Consider the following 14,421-nt stretch of genomic DNA (forward strand, 5'->3'; position numbering starts at 1 on the left):
TCTATCAATGACTCAGCGGGCGATGATCAGCGGATGCCCACGCTCCGGGTGCTGCTGCACCAAGACGTCCAGCCCGAATACCGCCTTGAGCGGTTCCGGACGCAACACTTGCTCCGGGGTATCGAGCGCGACCGGCCGCCCGCCTTCGAGCAGTAACAGGCGATCACAATAACGCGCCGCCAGGTTCAGATCATGCAGGATCACCAACACGGACGCGCCGCGATCTGCGAACTCGCGCACCGCTTGCAAGGTGGTGTGTTGATGCAGCGGATCAAGCATCGAAGTCGGCTCGTCGAGCAACAGCGTTTGCCCCGCCTCGCCCGGCCAGAGTTGCGCCAGCACCCGCGCCAGATGCACGCGCTGACGTTCGCCGCCGGACAACGCCAGATAGCTGCGACCACTCAAATGCCCGGCATCGGCGGCCTGCAATGCGGCGGCGACGATTTCGTCATCGCGGACCCGGCCGGTCTGGTGCGGCAAGCGCCCCATGCCGACGACTTCCTCGACGCGAAAGGCGAAGTTCAAGGTCGAGACTTGTGGCAATACCGCCAATCGTTGTGCTCGTTGCGCGCCGGTCCAGTCACGCAACTCGCGCTCATCGAGCCACACGCTGGCGTGATCAGCCTGCAACTCGCCGCACAAGGCGCCCAGCAACGTGCTTTTGCCCGCACCGTTAGGCCCCAACACGCCGAGGACCTCTCCCGGTTTGAGCTCAAGCGTAATATCCATCAGGACAATCTTGCGGCCTCGGCGGATGTGCAGATTTTGCGTTCGCAACATCAGGCACGCCCTCGCAGCAATAGATAAAGAAAGACCGGCGCACCGATCATCGCAGTGACGATTCCGATCGGCAGCTCCGCCGGCGCCAAGGCCAGTCGCGCCACCAGATCAGCGAACAACAGGAGACTGGCGCCCGCCAGCACCGAGGCCGGCAGCAAAACCCGATGATCGGGACCGGCCAGCAGACGCACCAGATGCGGCACCACCAGCCCGACAAAGCCGATCATCCCCGCCGCTGCCACCGCCGCGCCGACACCCAACGCCGTGCAAAGCACCAACTCACGCTTGAGCTTTTCGACGTCGATGCCCAGGTGTCCGGCCTCCGACTCGCCCAGCAACAACGCATTCAACGCCTTGGCGCGACGCGGCAACCACAGCGCCACGCAGGCACTGATCAACAGTAACGGCCAGAGTCGCGAATAACTGGCACCGTTCAGACTGCCCAGATTCCAAAAGGTCAGCGTTCGCAGTGTCGTGTCATCTGCCAGGTAGGTAAACAGCCCCACGATCGAGCCGGCCAGCGCCGTCAAAGCGAGACCCGCCAACAGCATGGTTGCGACATCGGTTTGCCCGTTGCGCCGACCCAGTCGATACACCATCGCTGTCACGCCGAGCCCGCCGAGAAACGCGCACAGCGATAAAAGGTACGGCCCGAGGAATTCCGGCAATCCACCAAACGCCGAGCCGCCGACAATTGCAATGGCCGCGCCCAATGCCGCGCCACCGGAAACGCCCACTAACCCCGGATCGGCCAATGGGTTGCGAAACAAGCCCTGCATCGCCACACCCGACAACGCCAGCACACCACCCACCGCCAATCCCAACAAGGTACGCGGCAAGCGAATCTGCCCGAGGATCAGCTCAGCCTGCTCCAGTCCGTCAGGCGCAAAAGGCAGGCCGATCATGCGTAACGCTGCACGCAAGGTATCGAGCAACGGCAGGCTCACCGGCCCGAGCGCCAACGACAACCAGATCGCCAGCAAACACAGCAGGCTCAGCCCGATGAACAACGCCCGGGGCTTTACCAGGACGGTCATTGAGCAACAGTGCCGGGATAGAAACCATCACTGATTTTTTTCAACGCCTCGGGCAATCGCGGGCCTAGCCCACCCACCAGCAGCGTTGGATCGAGCTCCATGACGCGCCCGTCCTTGGCGGCGCGGGTGGAAGACAGAATCGGGTTCTCCTTGAACAGCGCTGCGCGCGCCGCTTCACCGGTCAATGCGCGGTCGGCAAACACCAGCACCTCGGGGTCCAGGCTGATCAAGGATTCATTGGAAAAAGGTTTGTAACCGGTGTGCGTCGCCAGGTTGTGCCCACCGGCCTTCTGGATCAGCCAATCAGCAGCGGTGTCCTTGCCAGCGATAAGAGGCTTGCCGCCCGCATGACCGAGCAGCACCAGCACACCCGGTGAGGGCTGCGTCAGCTGCGCATTGGTGACCCGAACCTTTTGCTGATCGAGCTGCTGTTGATAGCCCTGGAACAGTTGCGCAGCCTTGTCCTCGGCGCCGAGCAATTTGCCCAACTGCTGCAAGTTCACGTGCAACGTCGGCAGATCAGGCTGAGCCGAAAACAGTTCGACTTGCACCCCCGCCGTGCGAATCTGCGAAATCACCGGCGGCGGCCCCATTTCTTCGGTGCCGACCAGGATCTGCGGGCGTAAGCTCAAGATGCCCTCCGCCGACAGCTGCCGCTGATAACCGATGCTCGGTAACGCCTTGAGCGATTCCGGGTGCTGGCTGGTGGTGTCGACACCGACCAGTTTCGATTCGCCGCCGAGCGCGCTGACCCACTCCGACAAGGCCCCACCGGCACTGACCCAGCGTTGTGGCAACTCGGCCGCTGCGGCGTGGTGGCTGACGAGAAGTCCGGCACAGAGCGCAGCAACGCGGGTACTCAGGCGCATAAACAGCTTCCTTTAATGGTTTTCCCAGGCATTGAAGTGACAGGCCAAGTATCCTCGGCATCCGGCACCTGCACCCGACGGGCGAAGCGGCCATTTGATAATTGTTTGCATTTGAACGTCAAGCTCGGACATATCCAGTCACGAGCCGCCGCACTTGAGGATAGACATGAAGTTTCTTTGCGCAGGCGCTGAGCTGGCCGAGTCCAGCAGCCGCGGTTTCGAGATCGACGGCGAGAAGCTATTCGCCGTACGCCGGAACGATCAGGTCTACGTGTATATCAACCGTTGCCCGCACCGTGGCGTCGGGCTGGAATGGACACCCGACCGGTTTCTCGACCCCAGCAACAGCCTGATCCAGTGCGCCACCCACGGCGCACTGTTCCTGATCGAAGACGGCGAGTGCGTCGCCGGCCCATGCGCCGGGCAATCCCTGACCACTGTTGAAAGTCGCGAAGACGCTCAAGGAATCTGGGTCAGCCTCTAACCGTTGAGCAACACCTCCAGACGCCGCTCGACCCGCATTTCCTCGTGGGTCAACCGCACGCCGTAAGCCAGGACTTCAACACCGCACGCCACCGCTTCTCGCAAAGCGGCCGCGTAGGCCGAATCGATTTCCTCAGCAGGACGCACGGCATCGATGCCGGTGAGGTTCACGCAATACAACTGCACCGCACGAATCCCATCCCGCGCCAGATGCGCCAGTTCCCGCAAATGCTTGGCACCACGCTGGGTGACCGCATCGGGAAACGCCGCCACCGATGAGCCATCGAAGCCCAACGTGACACTTTTGACTTCCACATACGCCGGCCCGCTCGGGTAATCGAGGCGAAAGTCGATGCGACTGTTCTCCTGCCCGTAGGCCACTTCGCGTTTCAGTTCAGTGAAGCCGTTGAGCTCAGCAATGACGCCGCCCCGCAGTGCTTCCTCAATCAAACCGTTGGCGCGCGCGGTGTTCACGCAGAACAAGCGACCTTGAGGGGTCTCGCCGATTTCCCAAGTGCCGGGTAATTTGCGCTTGGGATCATTGGAGCGACTGAACCAGACCTGCCCGCCCTCCACCTGACAATTGAGCATCGAGCCAGTGTTCGGGCAGTGAATGGTCAGCAACTCGCCGTGAACGGTTTCGATATCGGCGAGAAAACGCTTGTAACGTCGGATCAGTCGACCTTCTTCGAGGGGAGGATTGAACCGCATCAGCCTTGCCAGCTCTTCAAGCCGCGAGCGATGCGTTCGACCGCTTCCTGCAAACGCGGAAGGCTTTGGGTGTAGGCAAATCGCACGTGGTGGCCGGCCTGAAAACGCCCGAAGTCGAGGCCCGGCGTAATCGCCACGTGCTCGGTTTCAAGGAAATGCCGGCAGAATGCGAAGGCATCGCCGCCGAACTTGCTGATATCGGCATACAAATAGAATGCACCTTCGGGCTCAACGGCGATGCCGAAACCCAACTCTCGTAATGCAGGCAGCAGGAAATCCCGGCGCCGACCAAACTCGGCGCGACGCTCTTCAAGAATGGCGATGGTCGCAGGCTCGAAACAGGCCAGTGCGGCATGCTGGGCCATGCTCGGGGCGCTGATGTAGAGGTTCTGTGCGAGTTTTTCCAGTTCGCCGACCGCCGCTTCCGGCGCCACCAGCCAACCGAGTCGCCAGCCGGTCATGCCGAAATACTTTGAAAAACTATTCAGTACGAAGGCGCTGTCATCGACTTCCAGCACGCTGGTGGCATCGGTGCCGTAAGTCAGGCCGTGATAGATCTCGTCCACCACCAGATGACCATGCCGCGCCTTGATCGCGGTCGACAGGCCCGCCAGCTCATCGCGGGTCAGGAGGGTCCCGGTCGGGTTGGCCGGCGACGCCACCAGCGCGCCGACGCTGTCGTGATCCCAATGACGGTCGATCAAGTCCGGTGTCAGCTGGTAACGCACCTCCGGACCGACAGGAACAAGCTGCGCCGCGCCTTCCACCAACCGCAGGAAATGCCGGTTGCAGGGGTAACCCGGGTCCGCCAGCAGCCAGTGTTTGCCCGGATCCACCAGCAACGCACTGGCCAGCAGCAACGCGCCGGAACCGCCGGGGGTGATGAGGATTCGCCGCGGATCGATGTTCAAACCGTAACGCTGCTGATAGAAGCTGGATATGGCCTCACGCAGCTCGGGAATGCCACGGGCGGCGGTGTAACGGGTTTTCCCCGCCGTCAGCGCGGCCTGGCCGGCCTGGATGATCGGCTCGGCGGTGGTGAAATCCGGTTCGCCGATTTCCAGGTGGATCACATCGTGGCCGGCAGCTTGCAGTTCATTGGCCCGCGCCAGCAGCGCCATGACATGGAACGGTTCGATCGCGCGACTGCGGGCACTGTAGGACTGAGCCATGAGCCTTCCTTCAACAGGGTAAAAAAACCGATTCTACCCAAGCGCAGGAACGAGCGAGAACCTAAAGCGGTCAGACGCGTTAAGACCTTGGCCACAAACGACCCATGCGAGTGCGCAAGGTTTGACTAAAATCATTAATTGATCAGGTCTCCAGCACCACCGGTCAAGGCTTTGCAATCATTTGCAAGCCCTTCGGGCCACTACCTCGACATCCGGGAGTAGCGCGGCCCGATTTGATCTGGTAAGTTCGCCCGCTTGCAGCCGCAGGGCCGGCAGGTGTCGGTGATGGAGCAATCCTGCGCAGATGGATTACAAGAGTAGAGGCGGTCCATTTCATGCCCACCCAAGCAAAGCAGCAAAATCAGTCGATCAGCGGCTTCGAACCCTACAAAGAAGTAAAGGGCGAGGAGTACATGGGCAAACCCATGCGCGCTCACTTCACCAAGATCCTGAACAAGTGGAAACAGGACTTGATGCAGGAAGTCGACCGCACGGTTGATCACATGAAAGACGAGGCGGCCAACTTCCCTGACCCGGCAGACCGTGCCAGCCAGGAAGAAGAATTCAGCCTTGAATTGCGCGCCCGTGACCGCGAGCGCAAGTTGATCAAGAAGATCGACAAGACGCTGCAATTGATCGAAGACGAAGAATATGGCTGGTGCGAGTCCTGCGGCGTCGAGATCGGCGTCAAGCGACTGGAAGCACGCCCTACCGCCGACATGTGCGTTGACTGCAAGACCCTGGCGGAAATCAAGGAAAAGCAAGTCGGCAAGTAATTGCGACTTGAACGAAGAACGGAGCGTGCGAACGCTCCGTTTTTGTTTCTGATATTTGCTGATGTTTATTGCGTCTTCGGAATCGCCTTCGCGAGCAAGCTTCGCTCCTACAGGAGATTGCGCCGGCCTTTGTAGGAGCGAAGCTTGCTCGCGAAGGCGGCTTCAAGCCATGCTCGAAACGATTGGACAGCCTGAAATCGCCTTATGACCGCCATCGCCCCCGCCTATATCGGACGCTTCGCCCCCACGCCAAGCGGCCATCTGCATTTCGGTTCGCTGGTCGCAGCGCTGGCCTCGTACCTCGACGCGCGCTCGGTGGGCGGGCGCTGGTTGATGCGCATGGAAGACCTTGATCCGCCACGGGAAGAACCCGGTGCCCAAGCGGCCATTCTCAAGGCGCTGGAAAGCTACGGTTTCGAATGGGACGGCGAAATGGTCCGACAGAGCGACCGCCACGACGCCTACGCCGAAGTGCTGAATCGCCTGTTCAATCACGGCCTGGCCTACGCCTGCACGTGCTCGCGCAAACAACTGGAGCCGTATCACGGCATTTATCCGGGTTTGTGTCGCAATGCGGGCCATGGCACTGAAGATGCCGCCATTCGCTTGCGCGTGCCTGAGCTGGAGTACCACTTCATCGACCGCGTGCAGGGCGAGTACCGCCAACACCTGGGCCGGGACGTTGGTGATTTCGTGATCCGCCGCCGCGACGGGCTCTACGCCTATCAACTGGCGGTGGTGCTCGATGATGCCTGGCAAGGCATCACCGACATCGTCCGTGGCGCCGACCTGCTGGACTCCACGCCACGTCAGCTCTATCTGCAGGAACTGCTGGGTTTTTCGCAACCGCGCTATCTGCACATCCCGCTGATTACCCAGCCTGACGGCAACAAGCTCGGCAAGTCCTACCGTTCGCCGCCGCTGACCGAAGACCAGGCAACACCGTTGTTGCTGCGCGCATTGCGCGCACTCGGGCAAAATCCCGGCACAGAGCTGGCGTACGCCACACCACGGGAAGTGCTGAACTGGGGCATTGCCCACTGGGACGCGCTGAAGATCCCGCGCACACTCAACCTGCCCGAAGCGCAACTACAGTGATCAGACTTGCAGTGGCGCGCCCATCCGTTACCATCGCCGCACGTTTTCGGGCACGCGCATAAAAAAGAGAGGCCGGGATGTACATCTATCGCTTGGTCCTGCTCCTGGTAGTGGGGATTTACCTGTTTTCCCCGGCCATCATGGATTGGTGGATCGACGCCACTGGCGCCTGGTATCGCCCGTATCTGCTCTGGCTGATTCTGATCGTCGTGACCTTCATCCTGCAGAGCCAAAAAGATGCCGATGAGCTTTAGCCTGACCCAGATGATCCTGATCAGCGCCGCGTACCTGGCGGTGCTGTTCGGCGTCGCCTGGATCAGCGAACGGGGCATGATCCCCCGGGCGATCATTCGCCACCCCCTGACTTACACCCTGTCGCTGGGCGTTTACGCCAGCGCCTGGGCGTTTTACGGCACGGTGGGCCTGGCCTATCAGTACGGCTACGGCTTTCTCTCCAGCTACCTTGGGGTTTCCGGGGCATTTCTGCTCGCGCCGGTGTTGCTGTATCCGATCCTGAAGATCACTCGCACGTATCAACTGTCGTCGCTGGCCGACCTGTTCGCGTTTCGCTTTCGCAGTACCTGGGCCGGCGCACTGACCACGATCTTCATGCTGATCGGCGTGCTGCCGTTGCTGGCGTTGCAGATTCAGGCCGTGGCGGATTCCATCGGCATCCTCACCCGCGAACCGGTGCAACATCGCGTGGCCCTGAGCTTTTGCGCACTGATTACGCTGTTCACGATTTTCTTCGGCTCGCGCCACATCGCCACCCGCGAGAAACACGAAGGCCTGGTGTTTGCCATTGCCTTCGAGTCGGTGATCAAGCTGATCGCCATTGGCGGCGTTGGTTTGTATGCGCTGTACGGCGTATTCGACGGCCCGCAACAGCTGGAACTGTGGCTGCTGCAAAACCAGACCGCCCTCGCCGCGTTGCACACGCCATTGCAGGAAGGCCCGTGGCGCACGCTGTTGCTGGTGTTCTTCGCCTCGGCGATTGTGATGCCGCACATGTACCACATGACCTTTACCGAAAACCTCAACCCGCGCTCGCTGGTCAGCGCGAGTTGGGGCTTGCCGTTGTTCCTGCTGTTGATGAGTCTGGCGGTGCCGCTGATTCTCTGGGCCGGCCTGAAACTGGGGGCCACGACCAATCCGGAATACTTCACGCTGGGCATCGGTATCGCCGCCAACAGCAAAGCCTTGGCGCTGCTGGCATATGTCGGCGGGCTATCGGCCGCCAGCGGGCTGATCATCGTCACCACCCTGGCCCTGTCCGGGATGGCACTGAACCACCTGGTGCTGCCGCTCTATCAGCCTCCGGCCGAAGGCAACATCTACCGCTGGTTGAAGTGGACACGTCGGGCGCTGATCGTCGCGATCATCATGGCCGGTTACGGTTTCTATCTGCTGCTGGGCGCAGAGCAGGACCTGGCCAACCTCGGCATCGTCGCGTTTGTGGCGACGTTGCAGTTCCTGCCGGGCGTGCTGTCCGTCCTGTACTGGCCGACCGCCAACCGCCGTGGCTTCATCGCCGGTTTGCTGGCAGGGATTCTGGTGTGGCTGGTGACCATGCTGTTGCCGCTGGTCGGCAACCTGCAAGGGTTCTATATCCCGCTGTTGAACATGATCTACGTGCTGGACGACACCAGTTGGCACATGGCCGCAATCGCCTCGTTGGCCGCCAACGTGCTGATGTTCACCCTGATTTCGCTGTTCACCAACGCCAGCCCCGAAGAAGCCAGCGCCGCCGAAGCTTGCGCCGTGGACAACGTGCGTCGCCCGCAACGCCGGGAATTGCACGCCGCCTCGCCTCAGGAATTCGCCACGCAACTGGCCAAACCCTTGGGCGCCAAGGCTGCGCAGAAAGAAGTTGAACAAGCGCTGCGCGATCTCTACCTGCCATTCGACGAGCGCCGGCCTTACGCCTTGCGCCGCTTGCGCGACCGGATCGAAGCCAACCTCTCCGGCCTGATGGGCCCGAGCGTGGCGCAGGACATGGTCGAGACCTTCCTGCCTTATAAGGCCGGCGGCGAAAACTACGTCACCGAAGACATTCACTTCATCGAAAGCCGCCTCGAGGATTACCACTCGCGCCTGACCGGCCTCGCCGCTGAACTCGACGCCCTGCGCCGCTATCACCGCCAGACCCTGCAGGAATTGCCGATGGGCGTTTGCTCGCTGGCCAAGGATCAGGAAATCCTCATGTGGAACAAAGCCATGGAGGAGCTGACCGGAATTGCCGCGCAGCGCGTGGTCGGTTCGCGCCTGAGCACCATCGCCGATCCGTGGAAAGAGCTGCTGCAAGGCTTCATCAATCTGCCGGACGAGCATTTGCACAAGCAACATCTGGCCCTTGATGGCCAGACCCGCTGGCTGAACCTGCACAAAGCGGCGATCGACGAACCGCTCGCGCCGGGCAACAGTGGTTTGGTATTGCTGGTGGAAGACCTCACCGAAACGCAGATGCTCGAAGACAAGCTGGTGCACTCCGAGCGTCTGGCCAGCATTGGTCGACTGGCTGCCGGCGTGGCCCATGAAATCGGCAACCCGATCACCGGCATCGCTTGCCTGGCGCAGAACCTGCGCGAAGAACGCGAAGACGATGGCGAGCTGAAGGAAATCAGCGGGCAGATTCTGGAACAGACCAAACGCGTATCGCGCATCGTCCAGTCGCTGATGAGTTTCGCCCACGCAGGCAGTCATCAGCACAACGACGAGCCCGTCTGTCTGGCCGAAGTGGCCCAGGACGCCATTGGTTTGCTGGCCCTGAACCGACGCAATTTCGAAGTGCAGTTCTACAACCTGTGCGACCCCGATCACTGGGTCGAAGGCGATCCGCAGCGACTCGCCCAGGTACTGATCAACCTGCTCTCAAACGCCCGTGACGCCTCGCCTCCCGGCAGCGCGGTGCGGGTAAAAAGCGAAGCCGGCGAACACACGGTCGACCTGATCGTGGAAGACGAAGGCAGCGGTATTCCATCGAGCATCATGGATAGATTGTTCGAACCTTTCTTCACCACCAAGGATCCTGGCGAAGGCACCGGTCTGGGCCTTGCACTGGTCTATTCCATCGTTGAAGAGCATTATGGACAAATCACCATCGACAGCCCGGCTGATGTTCAAAGCCAACGCGGCACCCGTATCCGGGTGACCTTGCCGCGTCATGTCGAAGCGACGTCCGCTGTGAACTGAGACCGTCGAGAGTATCGAATCAATGCCGCACATTTTGATCGTCGAAGACGAAACAATTATCCGCTCCGCCTTGCGCCGCCTGCTGGAACGTAACCAGTACCAGGTCAGCGAAGCCGGTTCAGTGCAGGAAGCACAAGAACGCTTCACCATTCCCACGTTCGACCTGATCGTCAGCGACTTGCGTTTGCCTGGCGCGCCGGGCACCGAGTTGATCAAACTCGGCCAGGGCACGCCGGTGCTGATCATGACCAGCTACGCCAGCCTGCGCTCGGCGGTCGACTCCATGAAGATGGGCGCGGTGGATTACATCGCCAAGCCTTTCGACCACGACGAAATGCTCCAGGCCGTCGCACGCATCCTGCGTGACCGGCAATCGGTACAGGCCAGCGGTGAACCTGCCGTCGGCAAAACCGGCAATAGCGCGGCGAAACCGGGTGTCGACAACAGCAACGGCGAAATCGGCATCATCGGTTCGTGCCCGCCGATGCAGGATCTGTACAGCAAGATCCGCAAAGTCGCGCCGACCGATTCCAATGTCCTGATCCAGGGCGAGTCCGGCACCGGTAAAGAACTGGTGGCCCGCGCCCTGCACAACCTGTCCAGGCGCGCCAAGGCACCGATGATTTCGGTGAACTGCGCGGCGATTCCGGAAAGCCTGATCGAGTCCGAACTGTTCGGCCACGAAAAAGGCGCGTTCACCGGTGCCAGCGCCGGGCGTGCAGGCCTGGTGGAAGCGGCTGATGGCGGCACCTTGTTCCTCGACGAAATCGGCGAGCTGCCACTGGAAGCCCAGGCCCGCTTGCTGCGCGTGTTGCAGGAAGGCGAAATTCGTCGGGTCGGTTCGGTCCAGTCGCAGAAAGTCGATGTGCGCCTGATCGCCGCGACTCACCGGGACCTCAAGAGCCTGGCGAAGATCGGCCAGTTCCGTGAAGACTTGTATTACCGCCTCCACGTGATCGCCCTGAAACTGCCGGCCCTGCGTGAGCGCGGTGCCGACGTCAACGAAATCGCCAATGCCTTCCTGGCGCGGCAGAGCGCGCGGGTCAACCGCACCGACCTGAAGTTCGCCGCAGACGCCGAGCAGGCGATTCGTCATTACTCCTGGCCGGGCAACGTGCGCGAACTGGAAAACGCGGTGGAACGCGCGGTCATCCTGTGCGAGAGCCCGGAAATTTCCGCCGAGCTGCTGGGCATCGACATCGAGCTGAGCGACCTGGAAGACGATGAGTTCATCGGCCTGCCTCCGCAACAGGGCAACGGCGCCGGCAACAACAATCATGAGCCGACCGAAGACCTGTCACTGGAAGACTACTTCCAGCACTTCGTCCTCGAACACCAGGACCACATGACCGAAACCGAGCTGGCACGCAAACTGGGCGTCAGCCGTAAATGCCTGTGGGAACGCCGCCAACGCCTGGGCATTCCGCGGCGCAAGACCGGGGTGGCCAGCGAGAGCTGAGCGGGTAACACATGATTGTGTGAAGAAACTGTTACCCCAGTTTTTTCACGTAACAGAAACCGGGGCTTACGGTAACGAAGCCCCGGTTTTTTTTGGCCTCGAAAAAGCCCATCAAGTGACGTAACCCCTTGTTTTGCTAGGCTTCGCAAAAGTTGGCACGCACCCTGCTATATGTTTGGTACAAGAACAATAACAAGCAATGTACAAGACAATAAAAATAAGACGTATCGACTCACGCACAATAAAAACAAGACGGCATGAGGCGTAGCTAACTGATTCTTTTGGAGAGGCGTTGTATTTGGGGCTTGCCCCACGACCAGGCCGAGAACAACAAAAAACTGTCTTGAGACAGAGCCTGAACTGGTTGGATCGCAAGATCACTGCAGCACAGCGACCAAAGCAATCCGTTTGCTCTTGGCTCCCGATTGGGAGGGTCATGAAGGAAAACTTCATGACGCGGGCACTCAACAAAAACAAGAAGCCCGAAACCAATAACAAAAATAGAACATGCAACTACTTCTTGGGGAGCTTCGGCTCCCCTTGTAGTTTCTGGCGTTTACGCCCGTGCCAGACACGCCCTTCAAGCGCTTGCGCAGCTTCCTACACCATCCCCCGACTAAATGCTAGAATCCCCGCCCATCATGCGGTCATTCTTCGTTTTGGCCGAACATTCCTTCAAACAGTGCATCCCATGCTGAAGAAGCTGTTCCAGTCATTCCGTTCTCCCAAGCGTCATACGCAACACATCCGCAGCACGCCTGAAGTGCTTAACAGCGGCCAACACTCGCTGCAAAAGGCACAATTCAGCCGTTACGCGGTGAATATCGTCGAACGCCTGCAGAACGCCGGTTACCAGGCTTACCTGGTCGGCGGTTGTGTGCGTGACATGATGCTCGGCATCACACCGAAAGACTTTGACGTCGCCACCAGTGCCACCCCTGAACAGGTGCGCGCCGAATTCCGCAATGCGCGGATCATCGGCCGCCGCTTCAAACTGGTGCATATCCACTTTGGCCGCGAAATCATTGAAGTCGCGACCTTCCGCGCCAATCACCCGCAAAACGATGAAGAGGAAGACAGCAACCAGTCTTCCCGCAACGAGAGCGGGCGCATTCTGCGCGATAACGTCTACGGCACGCTGGAAGAGGACGCGCAACGCCGCGACTTCACCATCAACGCCCTGTATTACGATCCGGTCAGCGAGCGCATCCTCGACTACGCCAACGGCGTACACGACATCCGCAATCACCTGATCCGCCTGATCGGCGATCCGAAACAACGCTACCAGGAAGACCCGGTGCGGATGCTGCGCGCCGTGCGTTTCGCCGCCAAGCTGAATTTCGGCATCGAAAAACACAGCGCCCTGCCGATCCGCGACCTGGCACCGATGCTGCGCGAGATCCCGTCGGCCCGTCTGTTCGAAGAAGTGCTCAAGCTGTTCCTCTCCGGCCACGCCGCGGACACCTTCGAGATGCTGGTCGACCTGCAGCTGTTCGATCCGCTGTTCCCGGCCAGTGCCGAGGCGCTGGAATACAACCCGACGTACACCCACACCCTGATCAGCGAAGCGCTGATCAACACCGACCTGCGCATCAAGCAGAACAAACCGGTGACCCCGGCGTTCCTGTTTGCAGCCCTGTTGTGGCCTGCCCTGCCCGCCCGCGTGCTGCGCTTGCAGGAACGTGGCATGCCGCCGATTCCGGCGATGCAGGAAGCGGCGCACGAGCTGATTGCCGAACAGTGCCAGCGGATCGCGATTCCAAAACGCTTCACCATGCCGATCCGCGAGATCTGGGACATGCAGGAACGCCTGCCGCGCCGCAGCGGCAAACGCGCCGACCTGCTGCTGGACAACCCGCGTTTCCGCGCCGGTTACGACTTCCTGCTGCTGCGCGAAAGCGCTGGCGAACAGACCGATGGCCTGGGCGAATGGTGGACGGATTATCAGGACGCCAACGACAGCGAACGTCGTGACATGATCCGCGACCTCAGCGGCAAGGAAGACGGCACTGGCGCACCACGCAAACGTCGCCGCAGCGGCGGTGCCAAGCGCAAACGTGCAGCCGGCGCACCGAGCACCACGGGCGAGTAAGCATGGAACGCATCTACATCGGCATGGGCAGCAACCTGGCTGACCCCGCCGAACAATTGCGCAGCGCCGTCGAAGCGCTGGCGCGGTTGCCGCAGACCGAACTGGTCGGGGTTTCCGGGTTTTACCAGAGCGACTCGCTGCTGCCCGGCCAACCGCGTTACACCAACGCGGTCGCCGCCCTCGACAGCACGCTTGCCCCGCTGGAGCTGCTCGATGCGCTGCAAGCCATCGAGAACGGACAGGGCCGCGAACGTCTTGAGCGCTGGGGGCCACGCACGCTCGACCTCGACATCGTGCTGTTCGGTGATCGGCTGATCGACGAGCCACGCCTCAAAGTGCCCCACTACCATATGCAGGAACGCGCGTTCGTTCTGTACCCGCTGGCCGAGTTGGCGCCAGTGGACTTGCGGTTGGCGGATGGGCGTGCGCTGACTGATCTCCTTGCAGCCTGCCCGTTCGTCGGGTTGGAACGCTTGCCCTGACCTCCGCCATCCCCCTGTAGGAGCGAAGCTTGCTCGCGAAAGCGGTGTAACAGTCGACATAAATATTGAATGTCACACCGCTTTCGCGAGCAAGCTTCGCTCCTACAAAATCTAATGCCCCGCTAGATTGCGGCTGCTGAATCGCATCAGTTACTTCGGTAACACCCCACGCGTAACAATGCGGTAACACACGCAATTGACTTCCCGAGTTCTCCTCACGACTATAGGCGTCCCGCTGCCGCCAACACGGCGTTAAAGGGCGCAATCCAG

General features: G+C 60.7%; 13 protein-coding genes. 8 read left to right on the plus strand and 5 right to left on the minus strand.

Annotated elements, in window-relative coordinates; all coding sequences use genetic code 11:
- Positions 1-12: 12 nt before the first annotated feature.
- Genes IB245_RS15155 through IB245_RS15165 form a run of 3 tightly spaced genes read right to left on the minus strand, consistent with a single transcriptional unit; the run spans position 13 to position 2,686 of the window.
- Positions 13-780, minus strand: coding sequence for a heme ABC transporter ATP-binding protein (locus IB245_RS15155; RefSeq protein WP_008036387.1), 768 nt, complete (start codon positions 778-780; stop codon positions 13-15).
- A complete protein-coding gene (locus IB245_RS15160) occupies positions 780-1,763 on the minus strand; it encodes a FecCD family ABC transporter permease (protein WP_192228091.1) in 984 nt (327 codons plus the stop codon). Before IB245_RS15160 ends, IB245_RS15155 begins: the two co-directional genes overlap by 1 nt.
- Before the next feature lie 50 nt (positions 1,764-1,813).
- Positions 1,814-2,686, minus strand: coding sequence for a heme/hemin ABC transporter substrate-binding protein (locus tag IB245_RS15165; RefSeq protein WP_192227979.1), 873 nt, complete (start codon positions 2,684-2,686; stop codon positions 1,814-1,816).
- 166 nt (positions 2,687-2,852) lie between these two features.
- On the opposite strand from IB245_RS15165, the gene IB245_RS15170 reads away from it, so the two are divergent.
- Complete coding sequence (locus IB245_RS15170; protein WP_192227980.1) at positions 2,853-3,170, plus strand: Rieske (2Fe-2S) protein; 318 nt, start codon at positions 2,853-2,855, stop codon at positions 3,168-3,170.
- Here IB245_RS15170 and sfsA read toward each other — a convergent pair.
- Together sfsA and IB245_RS15180 are read right to left on the minus strand one after the other, a co-directional pair.
- Positions 3,167-3,880 (minus strand): DNA/RNA nuclease SfsA, encoded by a 714-nt coding sequence (sfsA, locus tag IB245_RS15175; RefSeq protein WP_192227981.1) that lies wholly within the window; start codon positions 3,878-3,880, stop codon positions 3,167-3,169. The genes IB245_RS15170 and sfsA overlap by 4 nt on opposite strands.
- Positions 3,880-5,052 (minus strand): pyridoxal phosphate-dependent aminotransferase, encoded by a 1,173-nt coding sequence (locus IB245_RS15180; RefSeq protein ID WP_192227982.1) that lies wholly within the window; start codon positions 5,050-5,052, stop codon positions 3,880-3,882. The genes sfsA and IB245_RS15180 overlap by 1 nt, the downstream gene beginning before the upstream one ends.
- A gap of 335 nt (positions 5,053-5,387) precedes the next feature.
- Here IB245_RS15180 and dksA point away from each other — a divergent pair, with 335 nt between their 5' ends.
- From dksA to folK, 7 genes are all read left to right on the plus strand, one after another.
- Entirely contained in the window at positions 5,388-5,828 is a 441-nt protein-coding gene (gene dksA, locus IB245_RS15185; protein WP_007902025.1) for an RNA polymerase-binding protein DksA, read from the plus strand.
- A gap of 204 nt (positions 5,829-6,032) precedes the next feature.
- Positions 6,033-6,926, plus strand: a complete 894-nt coding sequence (gene gluQRS, locus IB245_RS15190; RefSeq protein WP_008036380.1) for a tRNA glutamyl-Q(34) synthetase GluQRS — start codon at positions 6,033-6,035, stop codon at positions 6,924-6,926.
- A 77-nt stretch (positions 6,927-7,003) separates the two neighbouring features.
- Positions 7,004-7,180, plus strand: a complete 177-nt coding sequence (locus tag IB245_RS15195; protein ID WP_003176118.1) for a hypothetical protein — start codon at positions 7,004-7,006, stop codon at positions 7,178-7,180.
- Complete coding sequence (locus IB245_RS15200) at positions 7,164-10,118, plus strand: sensor histidine kinase (RefSeq protein WP_008033180.1); 2,955 nt, start codon at positions 7,164-7,166, stop codon at positions 10,116-10,118. Before IB245_RS15195 ends, IB245_RS15200 begins: the two co-directional genes overlap by 17 nt.
- Before the next feature lie 22 nt (positions 10,119-10,140).
- Entirely contained in the window at positions 10,141-11,577 is a 1,437-nt protein-coding gene (locus IB245_RS15205) for a sigma-54-dependent transcriptional regulator (protein ID WP_192227983.1), read from the plus strand.
- Between the two features lie 691 nt (positions 11,578-12,268).
- Entirely contained in the window at positions 12,269-13,669 is a 1,401-nt protein-coding gene (locus tag IB245_RS15210; RefSeq protein ID WP_008033187.1) for a polynucleotide adenylyltransferase PcnB, read from the plus strand.
- 2 nt (positions 13,670-13,671) lie between these two features.
- A complete protein-coding gene (gene folK, locus IB245_RS15215) occupies positions 13,672-14,151 on the plus strand; it encodes a 2-amino-4-hydroxy-6-hydroxymethyldihydropteridine diphosphokinase (RefSeq protein ID WP_192227984.1) in 480 nt (159 codons plus the stop codon).
- Positions 14,152-14,421: the final 270 nt, after the last annotated feature.

This window comes from Pseudomonas sp. PDM02, assembly GCF_014852285.1.
Classification (GTDB): domain Bacteria; phylum Pseudomonadota; class Gammaproteobacteria; order Pseudomonadales; family Pseudomonadaceae; genus Aquipseudomonas; species Aquipseudomonas migulae.